General features: G+C 69.0%; 12 protein-coding genes. 10 read left to right on the top strand and 2 right to left on the bottom strand.

The annotated features are described in order from the left end of the window. Nucleotides 1-33: 33 nt before the first annotated feature. The 3 genes from ABTX60_RS14270 (at nucleotide 34) to ABTX60_RS14260 (ending at nucleotide 3,101) form a co-directional block, all read left to right on the top strand. The gene (locus tag ABTX60_RS14270; RefSeq protein WP_352097355.1) at nucleotides 34-1,116 is read left to right on the top strand and encodes an inositol-3-phosphate synthase; all 1,083 of its coding nucleotides are present in this window, start codon (nucleotides 34-36) and stop codon (nucleotides 1,114-1,116) included. Nucleotides 1,117-1,203: 87 nt separating this feature from the next. Then, nucleotides 1,204-2,466 (top strand): MFS transporter, encoded by a 1,263-nt coding sequence (locus ABTX60_RS14265; protein WP_352097354.1) that lies wholly within the window; start codon nucleotides 1,204-1,206, stop codon nucleotides 2,464-2,466. Nucleotides 2,467-2,588: 122 nt separating this feature from the next. After that, nucleotides 2,589-3,101 (top strand): LppU/SCO3897 family protein, encoded by a 513-nt coding sequence (locus ABTX60_RS14260; RefSeq protein WP_352097353.1) that lies wholly within the window; start codon nucleotides 2,589-2,591, stop codon nucleotides 3,099-3,101. 119 nt (nucleotides 3,102-3,220) lie between these two features. Here ABTX60_RS14260 and ABTX60_RS14255 read toward each other — a convergent pair whose 3' ends face one another. Then, nucleotides 3,221-4,666: a CCA tRNA nucleotidyltransferase gene (locus ABTX60_RS14255; RefSeq protein ID WP_352097352.1), complete on the bottom strand. Its 1,446-nt coding sequence runs from the start codon at nucleotides 4,664-4,666 to the stop codon at nucleotides 3,221-3,223. Between the two features lie 265 nt (nucleotides 4,667-4,931). Between ABTX60_RS14255 and ABTX60_RS14250 the strand changes: the two genes are divergently transcribed. The 7 genes from ABTX60_RS14250 to trxA all read left to right on the top strand — a co-directional run bounded on the left by ABTX60_RS14250 (nucleotide 4,932) and on the right by trxA (nucleotide 14,745). Then, nucleotides 4,932-7,352: a DUF6049 family protein gene (locus ABTX60_RS14250; RefSeq protein ID WP_352097351.1), complete on the top strand. Its 2,421-nt coding sequence runs from the start codon at nucleotides 4,932-4,934 to the stop codon at nucleotides 7,350-7,352. A gap of 42 nt (nucleotides 7,353-7,394) precedes the next feature. After that, nucleotides 7,395-9,689: a murein biosynthesis integral membrane protein MurJ gene (gene murJ, locus ABTX60_RS14245; protein ID WP_352097350.1), complete on the top strand. Its 2,295-nt coding sequence runs from the start codon at nucleotides 7,395-7,397 to the stop codon at nucleotides 9,687-9,689. A gap of 140 nt (nucleotides 9,690-9,829) precedes the next feature. Continuing rightward, nucleotides 9,830-11,548 carry a serine/threonine protein kinase gene (locus tag ABTX60_RS14240; RefSeq protein WP_352097349.1) on the top strand — a complete coding sequence of 573 codons (1,719 nt, stop codon included), beginning with the start codon at nucleotides 9,830-9,832 and terminating at the stop codon, nucleotides 11,546-11,548. 24 nt (nucleotides 11,549-11,572) lie between these two features. Beyond that, entirely contained in the window at nucleotides 11,573-12,298 is a 726-nt protein-coding gene (gene sigM / locus ABTX60_RS14235) for an RNA polymerase sigma factor SigM (RefSeq protein WP_352097348.1), read from the top strand. Next, nucleotides 12,295-13,233, top strand: a complete 939-nt coding sequence (locus tag ABTX60_RS14230; protein ID WP_352097347.1) for an anti-sigma factor family protein — start codon at nucleotides 12,295-12,297, stop codon at nucleotides 13,231-13,233. Before sigM ends, ABTX60_RS14230 begins: the two co-directional genes overlap by 4 nt. 165 nt (nucleotides 13,234-13,398) lie before the next feature. After that, nucleotides 13,399-14,367: a thioredoxin-disulfide reductase gene (trxB, locus tag ABTX60_RS14225; protein ID WP_352097346.1), complete on the top strand. Its 969-nt coding sequence runs from the start codon at nucleotides 13,399-13,401 to the stop codon at nucleotides 14,365-14,367. Between the two features lie 45 nt (nucleotides 14,368-14,412). Further along, the gene (trxA, locus tag ABTX60_RS14220) at nucleotides 14,413-14,745 is read left to right on the top strand and encodes a thioredoxin (protein ID WP_030847066.1); all 333 of its coding nucleotides are present in this window, start codon (nucleotides 14,413-14,415) and stop codon (nucleotides 14,743-14,745) included. Nucleotides 14,746-14,834: 89 nt separating this feature from the next. On the opposite strand, the gene ABTX60_RS14215 is transcribed toward trxA, so the two are convergent. After that, a complete protein-coding gene (locus ABTX60_RS14215) occupies nucleotides 14,835-15,452 on the bottom strand; it encodes a GNAT family N-acetyltransferase (protein WP_352097345.1) in 618 nt (205 codons plus the stop codon). Between the last annotated feature and the right edge of the window lie 258 nt (nucleotides 15,453-15,710).

Raw genomic sequence — 15,710 nt, 5'->3', positions numbered from 1 at the left:
GGGCCTCACTCGTACACACAGGGAGCAACCGGAATGGGTTCGGTTCGCGTAGCCATCGTCGGTGTGGGCAACTGCGCCGCATCGCTGGTGCAGGGAGTCGAGTACTACAAGGACGCCGACCCGGCGTCCAAGGTGCCGGGCCTGATGCACGTCCAGTTCGGCGACTACCACGTGCGCGACGTCGAGTTCGTCGCCGCCTTCGACGTGGACGCCAAGAAGGTCGGTCTCGACCTGGCGGACGCCATCGGCGCCTCCGAGAACAACACCATCAAGATCTGCGACGTGCCCAGCACGGGTGTCACGGTGCAGCGCGGTCACACCCTCGACGGCCTCGGCAAGTACTACCGCGAGACCATCGAGGAGTCCGCCGAGGAGCCGGTCGACGTCGTCCAGGTCCTCAAGGACCAGCAGGTCGACGTCCTCGTGTGCTACCTGCCCGTCGGCTCCGAGGACGCGGCGAAGTTCTACGCGCAGTGTGCCATCGACGCCAAGGTCGGCTTCGTCAACGCCCTTCCGGTCTTCATCGCCGGCACCAAGGAGTGGGCGGACAAGTTCACCGAGGCGGGCGTCCCGATCGTCGGCGACGACATCAAGTCCCAGGTGGGCGCCACCATCACGCACCGTGTGATGGCGAAGCTGTTCGAGGACCGGGGCGTCGTCCTGGACCGCACGATGCAGCTGAACGTCGGCGGCAACATGGACTTCAAGAACATGCTCGAGCGCGACCGCCTCGAGTCGAAGAAGATCTCCAAGACGCAGGCCGTCACCTCCCAGATCCGCGACCGCGAACTGGGCGAGGGCAACGTCCACATCGGCCCGTCCGACTACGTCGCCTGGCTGGACGACCGCAAGTGGGCCTACGTCCGCCTCGAGGGCCGCGCCTTCGGTGACGTCCCGCTGAACCTGGAGTACAAGCTCGAGGTCTGGGACTCCCCGAACTCAGCCGGCGTCATCATCGACGCCCTGCGCGCCGCGAAGATCGCCAAGGACCGCGGCATCGGCGGTCCCGTGCTCTCCGCGTCGAGCTACTTCATGAAGTCCCCGCCCGTGCAGTACTTCGACGACGAGGCCCGCGAGAACGTCGAGAAGTTCATCAAGGGTGAGGTCGAGCGCTGACGCGCGCAACAGTCGCTCCTGCCAGGGCTGTGAGGGTCCCCGGGTCATACGACCCGGGGACCCTCCCCGTATGTGAGGCTGGGCTCCATGGCCGTCGTCCGTGACCTGCGCGTCCTGTTGCGCTTCCAGGGCTTCCGGCGTCTGCTCGCCGTGCGTCTGCTCTCCCAGGGTGCCGACGGCGTCTACCAGGTCGCGCTCGCCGCGTACGTGGTCTTCTCCCCGGAGAAGCAGACGTCGGCGGCCGCGGTCGCCTCCGCGATGGCGGTGCTGCTGCTTCCGTACTCCCTCGTCGGCCCTTTCGCCGGTGTCCTGCTGGACCGCTGGCGGCGCCGTCAGGTCCTGCTGCACGGGAGTCTGTTGCGCGCCGCGCTGGCTTGCGCCACGGCCGTGCTGATCCTCAGTCCGGCTCCGGACTGGCTCTTCTACGTGTCGGCTCTGTGCGTCACCGCCGTCAACCGCTTCGTCCTGTCAGGGCTGTCCGCCGCGCTGCCGCGTGTGGTCGACGCCGATCGTCTGGTCATCGCCAACTCCCTCTCACCGACCGCCGGGACGTTGGCGGCTACCGCCGGCGGCGGACTCGCCTTCGTCGTACGCCTGGCGGTGGCGGACTCGGACGCCGCGGTGGTGCTCGTCGGAGCCGGGCTGTATCTGTGCGCGGCCCTGGCGTCGCTGAGCATGGCGCGGGAACTCCTCGGCCCTGACCTGCCCTTGCCGCGCGGGCAGATCAGGACGGCCCTCACGGGCACCGCCCGCGATCTGGCGGCGGGCGTACGTCATCTGGCCGCTCCCCAGCGCCGGGAAGCCGCCCGGGCGCTCGCAGCCATGTCGCTGATGCGGTTCTGCTACGGCGCCCTGCTGGTCATGCTGCTGATGTTGTGCCGGTACTCCCTCACCTCGACCACGGATGACGGACTGGCTCTGCTGGGACTGGCGTTGGGTGTATCCGGGGCGGGGTTCTTCGCGGCGGCGGTGGTGACGCCCTGGGCCGCGGGACGGCTCGGGCCGGGCCGCTGGATCGTCGTGTGCGCGAGCGCCGCGGCGCTGCTGGAGCCCGCTCTCGGGCTGCCGTTCGCCACCGCTCCGCTGCTGGCAGCGGCCTTCGTGCTGGGGCTGACCACCCAGGGCGCGAAGATCGCCACCGACACCATCGTCCAGTCCTCGGTGGAGGACGGCTTCCGTGGCCGGATCTTCTCGGTTTACGACGTCCTCTTCAACGTCTTCTTGGTCGGCGCGGCCGCAGTCGCGGCCCTGATGCTGCCGCCGGACGGCCGATCCATGCCCCTGGTGATCACGATCGCCGTTATCTACGCGGCAGTAGCTGTGACTATGGCCCGGTTTGGCCGTCAGTAAGTGTCACATCAATGACACAGAGCCACTTCTGACTACTGCGTTGTCAGTGGGGACCGCTACCTTACGTGGGTCTTATCTCGCGACATGTTCGCGTCACTCACCATGTTCTAGGGGGACCCCAAGTGACTACTACGCCGCCCCAGGGCAATCCGTTCGCACAGAACCAGCCCGCAGCTGCGCCCCAGGCTCCGTTCCCGCCCCAGGGCGGTTACCCGCAGCAGCCCGGGCAGCCCGGCTTCCCGCCCCAGGGCGCGGCTCCGTACGCTCCGGTTCCCCCGCAGTCGTCCGGCCGCAAGCTCAGCTTCAAGACGATCAAAAACATCGTCGTCGTCATAGCCGTGGCGGTCATCGCCATCGTCGGTTACGTCACGAGCCGGGACGACGCCAACACGGCCTCCGTCGGCGACTGCATGCACCGCGGCAGCACCAGCGACAACAACCCGGACCTCGAAGTCGTGAAGTGCGACGACGCCAAGGCCCAGTACAAGGTGCTGGCCAAGATCGAGGGTTCGTTCCTCACGGACACCCTGGCTTCCAGCAAGTGCGAGGCCGAGGCCAAGGACTTCCAGTACACGTACACCGAGAGCGGTGACGGCAAGGACTTCCTGCTCTGCCTGAAGGACTACAAGAAGTAGGCAGAGACGACGAGGGGCGGTGTTTCACGTGAAACACCGCCCCTCGGTCTGTCTCATGCAAGCCGCCTGTCGCCAGAGGCAGTCATGCTTCACGTGAAACATGACCCCGTTTCCCGGCCTCAGCGCTCCTGGTCGGCCCACCACTCCTTGAGCGCGGCCACCGCGGCATCGGGCTCCATGGGTCCGTTCTCCAGGCGCAGCTCCAGCAGGTGCTGGTACGCACGGCCGATGACCGGACCGGGGCCCACGCCGAGGATCTCCATGATCTGGTTGCCGTCGAGGTCCGGACGGATCGAGTCCAGCTCCTCCTGCTCCTGCAGCTTCGCGATCCGCTCCTCCAGCCCGTCGTAGGCACGAGACAGGGCCGCGGCCTTGCGCTTGTTACGGGTCGTGCAGTCCGAGCGGGTCAGCTTGTGGAGGCGGTCGAGGAGGGGGCCGGCATCACGGACATAGCGACGGACCGCCGAGTCCGTCCATTCGCCGGTGCCGTAGCCGTGGAAGCGCAGGTGGAGTTCGACCAGACGTGAGACGTCCTTCACCAGCTCGTTGGAGTACTTCAGAGCCGTCATGCGCTTCTTGGTCATCTTCGCTCCGACCACCTCGTGGTGATGGAACGAGACCCGGCCGTCCTTCTCGAAGCGGCGCGTGCGCGGCTTGCCGATGTCGTGCAGCAGGGCGGCCAGGCGGAGGGTCAGGTCGGGGCCGTCCTCCTCCAGCGCCATCGCCTGCTCCAGGACGATCAGCGAGTGGTCGTAGACGTCCTTGTGGCGGTGGTGCTCGTCCCGCTCAAGGCGCAGGGCCGGCAGCTCGGGCACCACGCGTTCGGCCAGACCCGTGTCGACGAGCAGCGTCAGGCCCTTGCGCGGCTGCTGGGAGAGGATCAGCTTGTTCAGCTCGTCCCGGACCCGCTCGGCCGACACGATCTCGATACGCCCGGCCATCTCCGTCATCGCCGTGACGACCTCGGGGGCGACCTCGAAGTCGAGCTGAGCCGCGAAGCGCGCGGCCCTCATCATCCGCAGCGGGTCGTCGGAGAACGACTCCTCCGGGGTCCCCGGAGTGCGCAGCACCCGCGCCGCGAGATCTTCGAGTCCGCCGTGCGGGTCGACGAACTCCTTCTCCGGCAGCGCAACCGCCATCGCGTTCACCGTGAAGTCGCGGCGGACGAGGTCCTGCTCGATGGAGTCCCCGTACGACACCTCGGGCTTGCGCGAGGTGCGGTCGTAGGCCTCGGAGCGGTAGGTGGTCACCTCGATCTGATAACCACCCTTGTGCGCACCCACCGTGCCGAAGGCGATCCCGACCTCCCACACGGCGTCCGCCCAGGGGCGAACGATCTTGAGGACATCCTCCGGGCGCGCGTCCGTCGTGAAATCCAGGTCGTTGCCGAGCCGGCCCAGCAGCGCGTCCCGTACCGACCCGCCGACCAGGGCAAGTGAGAACCCGGCCTCCTGGAAGCGGCGGGCGAGGTCGTCGGCGACAGGGGCGACCCGCAGCAGTTCACTCACCGCGCGGTGCTGCACCTGGCTCAGGGCACTGGACGTTTCTTCGTTGGCGTTCGGCACAACAGAAGAGGGTACGTGGCCCGGGCCGCCGCGAGCTCCTCCTGCTCCGCGTGCGCAAGCATGGGGACCCATCCGCTTACGCGTACAACCAGAACTTTCAGCTCGTAAAGAAGCGTCCCCCTCCATAGAGCTCCATACCAGACAGTGCGGTGCCCGTCCGCGATCTTGTGGAGCGGACCGCGGCACTTACCCTCAGCGGGCATCGTTACCATGCGTGGACGCACATTCCGACGACCACTGACGACGACTAGGGACGGACGAGCGCGTGGCCGAGGCGGCAGACTTCCAGAGGGCCAGTGCCTCACCTGCCCGCCGCTGGCTGCGGCGCACCGGGGCACTGCTCGTCGGCGCGCCGCTGCTGGCCGGACTCCTCCAGTTGCCCGCCGCGACGACGGGGCAGGCGGCCGGGCAGGAGTTCTCGCAGGCTGCCGCCGGCACCGGCTCGGTGTCGGTCGCGATCAATTCGCTCAGCCCCAGTGCCCCCTCCGAGGGAGACACCGTGACCGTGTCGGGCACGGTCACCAACAACGGCAAGCAGACGGTGACCGGCGCCCACGCCGACCTGCAGGTGGGCCCCCCGCTCGGCACCCGTTCGGCGATCGACACCCTGGCCAAGAAGAGCGACGCCCTCCAGGGGCCCACCGGCGAAAAGGTCGACGGCAAGTACACCGAGAAGTTCCCCGCGCTCACCCCCGGCGTCGCGGAGCCCTTCAGCATCTCCGTTCCGGCCGACAAGCTGGATCTCGGCCGGGACGGTGTCTACCAGCTGGCCGTCGCGCTCTCCGGGGAGAGCGCGGCACAGCCCTGGGACCAGGTTCTCGGCGTCCAGCGCACGTTCCTGCCGTGGCAGCCGGAGGAGGTCGGCACCAGGACGAAGACCACGTTCCTGTGGCCCCTCATCTCCGGCGCCCACATGGCAGCCGAGACGGGGTCGAACGAACAGCAGACGCCGGTCTTCCGAGACGACGCCCTCGCCCAGGAGATCGCACCGGGCGGGCGTCTCGACCAGCTGGTGTCGCTGGGCAAGGGCCTCGACGTCACCTGGGTGATCGACCCGGACCTGCTGGCGTCCGTCGACGCGATGACGCGGAGCTACGAGGTCCGCGGTGCGGACGGCACCACCACCCCCGGAAAGAACCAGGAGCTCGCCAAGCACTGGCTTGCCGAGCTCCAGAAGGCGGTGACGGGCGAAGAGATCGCCGCCCTGCCGTTCGGCGACCCGGACCTGGCCTCCCTCGCCCACAACGGCACGAATGTCACCGGCTCACTGAACCACCTCAAGGAGGCCACCGACGTCGCCGACGACACGGTGAACACGATCCTCCACGTGAAACCGTCCACGGACTTCGTGTGGCCGGTCGACGGCGCCGTCGACCCGTCGATCGTGAAGGTCGCCACATCCGCGGGCGCCGACAAGGTGATCACCCGCAGCGACAGCCTCCAGGACAACCTGTCGTACACGCCCTCCGCGGCCCGTCCGATCGGCGGCGGCACCACGGCCGTCGTCGCGGACGCCCGGATGTCGACGGCGTTCCAAGGCGATCTGACCAAGGCCTCAGCCTCCACGCTCGCCGTGCAGCGTTTCCTGGCCCAGAGCCTGACGCTCGGCCTGCAGACCGGCAAGCAGCGCAGTGTGGTCGTCGCCCCGCAGCGCATGCCCTCCGTGAGCCAGGCACAGGCGATGGCCCAGGCGCTGGGCGCCCTCCAGGTCGGGAACTGGTCCGAGTCGCAGGACCTCACGGACGCCGCCAAGGCCAAACCCGACCCGTCCGCCGACACGAAGGTGCCACCGGCCTCCGCGTACCCCTCGTCGTTGCGCAAGCAGGAGCTGCCGCGGGCCGCCTTCGAGCAGATCGCGAGGACGCAGCGCAAGCTCGACAAGTTCCAGGTGATCCTCACCCGCCAGGCCCGGGTCGTGACCCCGTTCGGGCGGGCCATGAACCGTGAGATGTCCACGTCGTGGCGCGGCCGGGGCGTCGCGGCGGCGGGATACCGCGGCGGCATCGAGTCGTACCTCGACGGACTCATCGACGGGGTCAAGCTGATCCAGAAGTCGGAGACCAAGCTCTCCGGCCGCAGCGCCACGATCCCCGTGACCGTCCAGAACAACCTGGTCCAGGGCGTCGAGCACCTCGAGCTGCGGCTCACGTCGAAGAACCCCACACGTCTCAAGATCGGTGGCGACGCCTACGAGGAGCAGCGCGTCACCGTCAACGGGGGCCACGCCCAGTCGGTGAAGTTCACCACGTCGGCCAATGCCAACGGCCGGGCTGAAGTCGTCGCCCAGCTGTACACGGAGGACGGCCAGAAGTACGGCGCCCCGGTCACCTTCGACGTCCGGGTCACCGAGGTCACGCCCACGGTGATGCTGGTCATCGGCGGTGGCGTCCTGCTCCTGGTCCTCGCGGGCTTCCGGATGTACACCCACCGCAAGCGCGCCGCCGCACGTGAGGCCGCCGAAGACGAGGCCGCAGAGGACGAGGCCACCGGGGCGGACGACGAGGCAGACGAGCCGCAGGGCCGGGCCGACGCTTCGCGGAACCCGGAGGCCACCGGCGCACGTCTCGAGGAGGAGTCCGGCGCCGGCTCGGGGGCGGACGCCCCCGAGCAGCCGAGTGACCCGGCCCCGGACACCGCAGCGGAAAGCGCCGACCCGTCCGGCCCGGGTGAGAGAGTGGACCGTTGAGAAATCGTGGCCGGTGGGCCGGGACGATGAGGTGGGGTAACCATGAACGCGCCGTACGACGGTGACCGCGGCCGTGCCGCGGGCAACTCGGGCTACCCCGATGCGGGCGGGCCCGAGGGTTCACCGCCCGAGCACGGCCAGGTGCCGCCGCAGCCGCCCACGGACATCTACCTCCAGGACGCCTACGGCCAGGATCCCTACCACGCACAGGAACCCGCCGCGCAGGACCCGGTCGGCGAGGCGCTCTACGACCGCGCCGCGCACCCGCCGCCCGCCCCCGGCACGTACCAGCCGCAGCAGAGGCTGTACGGGCCGCCCGCGCAGTCGCCGTACGCGCCCGACCCGCAGGTGTGGGCGCAGACGCCCGCCCCGGAGCCGGAGGGCCCGACACGGCATCTGCCGTACGGCGACGACCCCCGCACCACCCAGTTCGTGGGCGTGGACGACCTCGTCTCCCAGGCGGGCGAGCCGCGCCAGGAACCGGACGCGTTCGCGCATCTCTTCCGCGACCAGCAGCAGAGCAGCGGTCACCCGTCCTACGAGTCGCCGTCCGTCCCCGGTCCTTCCCCGGCCCCGGGGCAGACGGCACAGGGCCCCTACGCACCGCACGGCCCGTACCCGGCCGCTGACCAGACCGTGGCGGTACCGCCCCTCGTGGACGAGGCACAGGATCCTGAGCCCGACGCCGCGCCCGCTCCCAAGAAGAGCGGCCGCGCGGCGGGCCTGATGAAGTCCAGCGCCGTGATGGCCGCGGGCACGATGGTCTCCCGCCTCACGGGCTTCATCCGCTCCGCGCTGATCGTGTCGGCGCTGGGCGTCGGTCTCCTCGGTGACACCTTCCAGGTCGCCTACCAGCTGCCGACGATGATCTACATCCTCACCGTCGGCGGTGGTCTCAACTCCGTCTTCGTGCCGCAGCTCGTGCGTGCCATGAAGGAGGACGACGACGGCGGCGAAGCGTACGCCAACCGTCTGCTCACCCTGGTCATCGTGACGCTCGGCGCACTCACGGCGCTCGCGGTCGTCGGCGCACCGTTCCTGATCCGCGTGCTGTCCGACCCTGTCGCCAGCGACCCGGCGGCGAACCGGGTGGCCGTCACCTTCGCCCAGTACTTCCTGCCCACGATCTTCTTCATGGGCATCCACGTGGTGATGGGCCAGATCCTCAACGCCCGTGGCAAGTTCGGCGCGATGATGTGGACCCCGGTCCTGAACAACATCGTCATCATCGTGACACTGGGCATGTTCATCTACGTCTACGGCACCGCGGCCAACTCCGGGATGAAGGCCGCGAACATCCCGCCGGAGGGCCAGCGCCTGCTCGGCATCGGCGTCCTCCTCGGCCTCGTGGTCCAGGCGCTCGCGATGATCCCCTACCTGCGCGAGACCGGCTTCCGGCTGCGGCTGCGCTTCGACTGGAAGGGCCAGGGCCTCGGCAAGGCCGTCACGCTCGCCAAGTGGACGGTGCTGTTCGTCCTCGCGAACCAGGCCGGCGCCATGATCGTCATCCAGCTGTCCACCGCGGCGGGCAAGGCCTCGCCGGTGGACGGCACCGGCTTCTCCGCCTACGCCAACGCACAGCTCATCTGGGGCCTACCGCAGGCCATCATCACGGTCTCCCTCATGGCCGCCCTGCTGCCGCGCCTGTCGCGCTCGGCGGCCGAGGGCGACGGGGGAGCCGTCCGTGACGACATCTCCCAGGGCCTGCGCACCACGGCGGTCGCGATCGTGCCGATCGCGTTCGGCTTCCTCTCCCTCGGCATCCCGATGTGCACGCTGATGTTCGGCTCCTCGGGCACCAGCGAGGCCACCAACATGGGCTTCATGCTGATGGCGTTCGGCCTCGGCCTGATCCCGTACTCCGTGCAGTACGTGGTCCTGCGTGCCTTCTACGCCTACGAGGACACCCGAACTCCCTTCTACAACACGGTCATCGTGGCCGCGGTCAACGCCGGCGCCTCGGCGATCTGCTTCTTCGTGATCCCGTCCCGCTGGGCCGTGGTCGGCATGGCCGCCTCGTACGGCCTGGCCTACGCGATCGGCGTCGGCGTCGCCTGGCGACGGCTGCGCAAGCGCCTCGGCGGGGACCTCGACGGCGCCAGGGTCCTGCGGACTTACGCCCGGCTGTGCATCGCGTCCGTCCCGGCCGCCCTGCTCAGCGGCGCCGCCTGCTACGGCATCGGGCACTCGCTCGGCCAAGGCCCCGCCGGCTCGCTCGTCGCGGTCCTGGCAGGCGGCGCCGTGCTGCTCGGGATCTTCTTCGTAGCCGCCCGCCGCATGCGCATCGAGGAGCTCAACTCCCTGGTCGGCATGGTCCGCGGACGCCTGGGACGCTGAGTCGGGGGGTAGGCGCACAACCATCGTCAGCCACCGCGTGTCGTGCATAGCGGCGGACTGTGGGCACAATTGGTTTCGGCGTCGCACGGCGCGCATCGGACGCCGGCCGGCGCGTAATGGATGGGGAGGCAGGAACGACGGTGGCGGAACGGAGTACGGCTGCCGTCGACGTGGCAGACAACAGCGACGAGGCGTCGCTGACCGCACAGGCGGACCAGTCCACGGCCGACGGTGTGGCCAAGAACCGGGAGCGGGACACGGACAGCGACGAGGCACAGGAGAGCACCAGGGCCGACGGTGCCGGAACGACCTCGCCTCCCGAACTGCACAGTGGTCACAAGCTCGCCAGACGCTACCGCCTCGAGGAGTGCGTCACCCGTCTGGACGGTTTCAGCAGTTGGCGTGCCGTGGACGAGAAGCTCCGCCGTGCCGTGGGCGTGCACATCCTGCCCGCCGACCACTCGCGGGCCCGCTCCGTCCTGGCGGCCGCCCGGTCCTCCGCCCTCCTGGGTGACCCGCGTTTCGTCCAGGTGCTGGACGCGGTGGAGGAGAACGACGTCGTCTATGTCGTCCACGAGTGGCTTCCCGACGCGACGGAACTGACCACGCTCCTCGCCTCCGGTCCCCTTGAGCCCTACGACGCCTACCAGATGGTCAGTCAGGTCTCCTCCGCCATGGTGGCCGCCCACCGTGAGGGCCTCGCCCATCTGCGGCTGAACCCCAACGCCGTGTTGCGCGCCTCGACCGGCCAGTGGCGCATCCGCGGCCTCGCGGTCAACGCCGCCCTGCGCGGCGTCTCCTCCGACACCCCGCAGCGCACGGACACGGAGGCCATCGGCGCCCTGCTGTACGCGGCGCTCACGCAGCGCTGGCCGTACGAGAATGACGCCTACGGCCTGTCGGGCCTGCCGAAGGACATCGGCCTGATCGCGCCCGACCAGGTGCGGGCCGGTGTCCACCGCGGTCTGTCCGAGCTCTCCATGCGCGCGCTCGTCAACGACGGCGCCACCGCGTCCCGGCACGAGTCGCCGTGCACCACGCCGGAGGAACTGGTGAAGGCGATCGGCGAGATGCCCCGCATCCGCCCGCCGGAGCCGGCGTTCACGGCCCCGCCCGAGTACCAGCGCACGACGTACCAACAGGGCACCTACGGCCGCCCGGCGCCGCACAGGGGCGCCACCCAGCCGGTGTCGGCTCCTCCGCCCCCCTTGCAGAGCCGCACCGGCAAGGCACTGAAGTGGGCCGTATCAGCCCTCCTGATCGCCGCGCTGGGCCTCGGCAGCTGGCAGCTGGCGGATGCGCTGATGGACCAGGGCGGCAAGAACGACGAGCCGACCAAGACGCAGGACCACGAGGGCGGCGACAAGAACGAGAACGCAGCGCCTTCAAGGCCGATCTCCATCAAAGACGCCGAGGAGTACGTCGCCAAGGGAGACGCCCAGCACCCCGCCGATGTGGGCAAGACCTATGACGGCAACACCTCCACGGGCTGGCGGACCAACAGCTATCTGGACGGTCCGAAGATGGTGATAAAGCCGGGTGTCGGCATCGTCTACGACCTCGGATCCGAGCAGAAGATCTCAGCCGCGACCCTGTCGCTGCGGTACGGCAACGACCACACCACGGCCGAGCTGTACGCAACGGATTCCCTGGGTTCGTCGACGCCGCTGAGCTCCATGCGCAAGCTCGGCACAGCGACGACTAGCGGCACATCCCTCAAGGTGAGTGTCGACAAGCCTGTGAAGAGCCGCTACGTCCTGGTCTGGCTTACCGCTCTGCCGTACTCGGGCGACGACCCGGCCAACTTCAGCTACAAGGGATACAAGCAGGCCATCACCGAAGTGAAGTTCACCGGCTGAGAACCGACCGAGGGAGGGGGGCCGATGGCAGACCGCACCGAGCACAGCGGTGCCAGTGATCAGGATCTCCTCGCCCGCCACGTCGACGGCGACCCCGATGCCTTCGGTGAGATCGTGCGGCGGCATCGTGACCGGCTCTGGGCCGTCGCCCTGCGGACGCTAGGTGACCGCGAGGAGGCCGCTGACGCCGTACAGGACGCCCTCGTGTCCGCCTATCGGGCCGCCCACACCTTCCGGGGCCAGTCGGCCGTCACGACGTGGCTGCACAGGATCACGGTGAACGCCTGCCTGGACCGCGCCCGCAAAGCGGCGTCCCGGAAGACCTCCCCCGTGGACGACACCGAGCGCCTGGAGCAGCTGCTGGAGCCGCACGAGTCGGCCTCGGCCCCCGCCGAGCGCAACGATCTCCACCGGCAGCTCATCGAAGCTTTGGGGACCCTGCCGGCCGACCAGCGTGCCGCTCTCGTCCTGGTGGACATGCAGGGCTACCCGGTCGCGGAGGCGGCCCGCATTCTCGATGTGCCCACCGGCACGGTGAAAAGCAGATGCGCGCGCGGAAGGGCCAGGCTTCTGCCGCTGCTCACCCACCTGCGCCCGGGCAGTGGCGGTGGGGGCAAGAACCCGGGCGGAGAACGGAACCGGACGCAGGGGGCAGCCGTCCCACCCGCAGCGGGGCCGCGCCGGGCGGGGCCCCCGGACACAGGACCGACCGACTCAGCTGCGGTGAAGGGCGGAGGTGGACGAGCGTGACGTCGACGACAGACATGGCCGGGCACCCGGACGTCGCGGAGATCTCCGACCTCGCCGAGGGGCTCCTCCCACCGGCCCGGACCACCGATCTGCGCGGGCACCTCGACGAGTGCGAACTCTGCGCGGACGTGTACGCCTCCCTGGAGGAGATCCGCGGGCTGCTCGGCACGCTGCCGGATCCGCCGCGGATGCCCGCCGACGTCGCGGGCCGCATTGACGCCGCTCTCGCGGCCGAGGCACTGCTGAACGCCAACGGTCCGGAGTCCACGGAGGTCCCGGAGCCGATGCGTGATCCCCCGCCCAGCGCTGCCGGTTCCCCCTCTGTGGACGACAGCGGAACGCATGTTTCACGTGAAACATCGACGCCCACCGACCGGCCTGCCGCCCGCCCGCGCTCCTCCACCACCGGTCCGGGCCGTAAGGGCCGCACACGCATGGGACGCCGCAGGGTCGCTGTCCTGGGGACCGTCTTCACGGTGGCCGCCCTGGGACTGGGCTCCGTCCTGCTGTCGTCCCTCGGCGACAACAAGCCCCCTCATGAGTCGGCAGGCGGACGGCAGACCACCGCCGCGGACACCTTCTCGGAAGGAAAGCTCCAGAAGCAGGTCACCGACCTCCTGGCCCAGGACAAGACCAAGGGCGGCAGCTCCCGCACCCCCTACGGCGCGGCGACGGCCCCCGGCACCAATCAGCCCAAGTTCTCCAAGGAACCCGTGGTGCCCGGCTGCGTTCGCGACGGCATCGGGCGCGACGATCCGGCACTGGCCGCCGAGAACGGCGTCTACCAAGGGAAGAAGGCCATGCTCGTGCTGCTTCCCGATGCTTCCGACGCCACCCGGGTCACCGCCTACATCGTCGACGCGACGTGTGTGGAGCACGCGGCGTCCACTGCCACCGGCGAGGTCCTCTTGAAGCGCACCTACCCCTCCGTCTGAGCGAGCGCTCGTCTTCGCCCTCCGGGGTCACCGCTTGGTGCCGCATCTCCGTGTGCCCGGACACAGTGGGAATGCGCGCCCCTTAGGATCCGTTGGGTGGGGTGAGAGGTCCTAGAGACGCTCCCACCGGTCGAACGACGCAGTCCAGAGACGAGGAACCAAGCCGTGAGCGACGTCCGTAACGTGATCATCATCGGCTCCGGGCCCGCCGGCTATACGGCGGCGCTCTACACCGCGCGCGCGTCGCTGAAGCCCCTGGTGTTCGAGGGCGCCGTCACCGCTGGTGGTGCGCTCATGAACACCACCGACGTCGAGAACTTCCCGGGCTTCCAGGACGGCATCATGGGCCCCGAGCTCATGGACAACATGCGCGCCCAGTCGGAGCGCTTCGGAGCCGAGCTCGTCCCGGACGACATCGTGGCCGTCGATCTGAGCGGTGAGATCAAGACCGTCACGGACACGGCGGGCACCGTGCACCGGGCGAAGGCCGTCATCGTCGCCACCGGCTCGCAGCACCGCAAGCTCGGCCTGCCGAACGAGGACGCCCTCTCCGGCCGTGGCGTGTCCTGGTGCGCGACCTGCGACGGGTTCTTCTTCAAGGACCAGGACATCGCCGTGATCGGCGGCGGCGACACCGCGATGGAGGAGGCGACCTTCCTCTCGCGGTTCGCCAAGTCCGTGACCATCGTCCACCGTCGTGACACCCTGCGCGCCTCCAAAGCCATGCAGGAGCGTGCCTTCGCCGACCCGAAGATCTCCTTCGTCTGGGACAGCGAGGTCGCCGAGATCCAGGGCGACCCGAAGCTCTCGGGTCTGAAGCTGCGCAACCTCAAGACCAGTGAACTCTCGGACCTGCCGGTCACCGGACTGTTCATCGCCATCGGCCACGACCCGCGCACCGAACTCTTCAAGGGTCAGCTCGACCTGGACGAAGAGGGGTACCTGAAGGTGCAGGCGCCGTCGACGCGCACGAACCTGACCGGTGTCTTCGGCGCCGGCGACGTGGTCGACCACACCTACCGTCAGGCGATCACCGCGGCCGGGACCGGCTGCTCCGCAGCTCTCGACGCCGAGCGCTACCTCGCCGCCCTGGCGGACGAGGAGCAGCCCGAGCCCGAGAAGACCGCTGTCTGACCTCCCCCTACCCGCCCCACGCACCAAACAGTTAAGGAGCCCGCCGTGGCCGGCACTCTGAAGAATGTGACCGACGACTCCTTCGAGCAGGACGTCCTCAAGAGCGACAAGCCTGTTCTGGTGGACTTCTGGGCCGCCTGGTGCGGTCCGTGCCGCCAGATCGCCCCGTCCCTCGAGGCGATCGCCTCCGAGTACGGCGACAAGATCGAGATCGTCAAGCTGAACATCGACGAGAACCCGGGTACGGCCGCCAAGTACGGCGTCATGTCCATCCCGACCCTGAACGTCTACCAGGGTGGCGAGGTCGCCAAGACCATCGTGGGCGCGAAGCCGAAGGCCGCGATCGTTCGCGACCTCGAGGAGTTCATCGCCGAGTGAATCGGCTGAGCCGTCGCGCCGACGGAGCATGTTTCACGTGAAACACGAATGGGCCAACCCGGAAGGGTTGGCCCATTCGTTTGACTGCACTACAGCGGTCGCAGCGCCGGTTCCTTCTGCACGGCTCCCAAGAGCCGGTCCAGTGCCATCTCGACGTCTTCCTTCCAGGACAGCGTCGACCGCAGTTCCAGCCTCAGCCGGGGATGGGTGGGGTGCTGGCGAACCGTCTTGAAGCCCACAGCCAGAAGGTGATCGGCAGGCAGGACGCAGGCAGGTTCCTTCCAGCGCGCGTCTCCGAAGGCCTCGATCGCCTTGAAGCCGCGCCGCAGAAGATCCTTGGCGACCGTCTGCACCATTACCCGCCCCAGCCCCTGCCCCTGGTAACCGGGAACGATGAACGCGGTCATCAACTGCACCGCGTCGGGCGAGACAGGACTCGTGGGAAACGCCGTGGAGCGGGGAGCGTAGGCGGGCGGGGCGTAGAGCACGAAGCCCACGGGCACGTCGTCGACATACACGACCCGCCCGCAGGACCCCCAGTCCAGCAGAACCGCCGAGATCCAGGCTTCCTTCTCCGAAGCGGACGTGCCCGCCCCTACCGCGGCCTCACCGCTGACTGGGTCGAGTTCCCAGAAGACACACGAGCGACAACGCTTGGGAAGGTCCTGGAGGTTGTCCAGCGTGAGCGGTACGAGCCGGCGGCCCATGAAGGGTGTTCCTCGCTTCCTTCGCCCGCCGCCGCATCACGGGCGGCTGTCAGAGCACTCCGTTCCCTGAGGAGACTGCCGATGAACCCACCGACTGCTCCCAGCCCCAAACCGGCGCTCACCAATCCGGTGCGCCTCATGGTTCGCATGGCCCCTGCCTCCCTCTCAGAGGTGCTGCCAAGTGGTTGCGCCGTACCCAACGCATCGTATCCACGATGCGATTCCATCGATACCGCCAGAAAGGAACAGAGCGGGCCA

It is taken from the genome of Streptomyces sp. NPDC126510 (genome assembly GCF_040302345.1).
Classification (GTDB): domain Bacteria; phylum Actinomycetota; class Actinomycetes; order Streptomycetales; family Streptomycetaceae; genus Streptomyces.
Note: the sequence above shows the minus strand (reverse complement) of the source record. Positions and strands in the feature narration are given on the sequence as shown.

Excerpts from the sequence above, each read along its gene's own strand:
- ABTX60_RS14270 (WP_352097355.1), top strand. The coding sequence starts at position 34 with ATGGGTTCGGTTCGCGTAGCCATCGTCGGTGTGGGCAACTGCGCCGCA.
- ABTX60_RS14265 (WP_352097354.1), top strand. The coding sequence starts at position 1,204 with ATGGCCGTCGTCCGTGACCTGCGCGTCCTGTTGCGCTTCCAGGGCTTC.
- murJ (WP_352097350.1), top strand. The coding sequence starts at position 7,395 with ATGAACGCGCCGTACGACGGTGACCGCGGCCGTGCCGCGGGCAACTCG.
- sigM (WP_352097348.1), top strand. The coding sequence starts at position 11,573 with ATGGCAGACCGCACCGAGCACAGCGGTGCCAGTGATCAGGATCTCCTC.
- ABTX60_RS14215 (WP_352097345.1), bottom strand. The coding sequence starts at position 15,452 with ATGGGCCGCCGGCTCGTACCGCTCACGCTGGACAACCTCCAGGACCTT.